Source organism: Bradyrhizobium sp. PRIMUS42, from assembly GCF_023006515.1.
In the GTDB taxonomy this organism is placed as follows: domain Bacteria; phylum Pseudomonadota; class Alphaproteobacteria; order Rhizobiales; family Xanthobacteraceae; genus Bradyrhizobium.
Genome location: NZ_JALBGZ010001062.1, coordinates 1 through 1561 on the forward strand (window position 1 = coordinate 1; position 1561 = coordinate 1561).

Genomic DNA, 1561 nt, shown 5'->3' on the forward strand with positions numbered 1-1561 from the left:
CGGCAAGGCCGTCGGCAACGCGCCGGGCCAAGCGGCCGCCGATATTCCCTGGCTGAAGCTGGAAGTCACCGCCCGCCGCGGCAACGGCGTCCTTGCGCCCGTCACCACCGTCCAGCGCATCAACACACATGGCGGCAAGCTCGACGGTGCCTGCGAGAAAGCCGGCGAGTTCAAGAGCGCGCCGTACTCGGCCGATTACGTTTTCCTGAAAAAGGGCTGAGACGAAGCGCGCCTATCAGCTCGCTTCGCCCCCACCTTCGCTCTCCACCTGCGCCAGCTCCGCCGCGGCAAGATCGCCGGTGTCGGCCAGCCGCGCCTTGGCGGTGGTGTGGACGTGGTCGGCGAGCGTCGGCATGCGCTCGATCAGGGCGTGAAAATCCTGGGCGTCGAGCACCAGAAGGCGCGTTTTGCGCGTCGCTGTCACCGTGCCGCTGCGTTTTGTTTTGTGCAGCAGCGCGATCTCGCCGAAGAAAGTGCCGTCGCCGAGCCGCACATGCTGGCTCGGCAGCGCGATCTCGACCTCGCCGGCGGTGATGAAATACATCGACGAGGCGGCATCGCCACGGCGCACCAGGATCTCGCCCTGTTCGATGGTGCGCGCCCTGAGCAGCCGCATGATGTCGGCGATTTCAGCTGCCGCCAGATGCGAGAACAGCGGCACCCGCGCCAGCATGCCCCAGGTCACCACGAAGTCGCGCCGCTTCACTTCCTCCGCGAACGCGGAGGAGATGATCGCGACCGGCAGCGCGATCATGGCAAAGCCCGACACGATGGCGAACACCGAGATGAACTTGCCGAGCGGCGTCACCGGCACGACGTCGCCATAGCCGACGGTGCCGAGCGTCACGATCGCCCACCACATCGCGTCCGGAATGGTGCCGAGCTTGCTGGGCTGCACGTCACGCTCGACGGCGTAGAGCAGCGAGGCAAACGTCAGCACCACACCGAACAGGATGACGATGCAGCCGATCAGCGCCCGCCGCTCGGCATGCACGGCCGCGAGCAGCGAGCGCATCGCCGGCGAGTACCGTATCAGCTTGAAGAACGGCAGCACGCCGAGCGCGGCGAGCGTCGCGTGCCGTCCCGTCGCCAAAACAATCGCGGCGGGCAGGAACGCCATCAGATCGATGATACCGAGCGCGGAGAAGGCATAGGACAGCCGGTCAGCGAGAGCCGAGCGCTGGCGCGGCGTGTGGCCCGCAACCGTCCAGAGCCGCGCCGCGTATTCCAGCGCGAACACCAGCACGGACAGGATGGTGATGGCCGCGAACAGCGCGCCGAACTGCGCATCGACCTCCGGCACCGAGGCAAGGATCATCGCGGTCACGTTGAGCACGATGACGCCGATGATGATCTGGATGAAGCGCGATCCGGCCGAATAAGCCAGCGGATCGTGCTCCAGCAAGTCGTAGAGGCGATCCCTCACATTGGGATCGCGAAGCCCACGCCCACGCGCAACGGGGCGCATGATCCCTAAGCGCCTGCCATCGCTTTTTCGATCGCGCTCAGCGCCTCGGTCGCCTTGGCGCCGTCGGGGCCGCCGGCCTGCGCCATGTCGGGC

Annotated in this window: 2 protein-coding genes; one reads left to right on the forward strand and one right to left on the reverse strand. The window is 66.9% G+C overall.

Going from position 1 to position 1561, the window contains the following annotated elements; genetic code table 11:
- Positions 1-220: DUF3455 domain-containing protein (locus MOV75_RS37525; RefSeq protein ID WP_247007928.1), on the forward strand; the 220-nt coding region annotated here is incomplete at its 5' end.
- A gap of 15 nt (positions 221-235) precedes the next feature.
- Here the strand turns inward: MOV75_RS37525 and MOV75_RS37530 are convergent.
- Positions 236-1468, reverse strand: a complete 1233-nt coding sequence (locus tag MOV75_RS37530; protein ID WP_247007929.1) for a cyclic nucleotide-gated ion channel — start codon at positions 1466-1468, stop codon at positions 236-238.
- Positions 1469-1561: the final 93 nt, after the last annotated feature.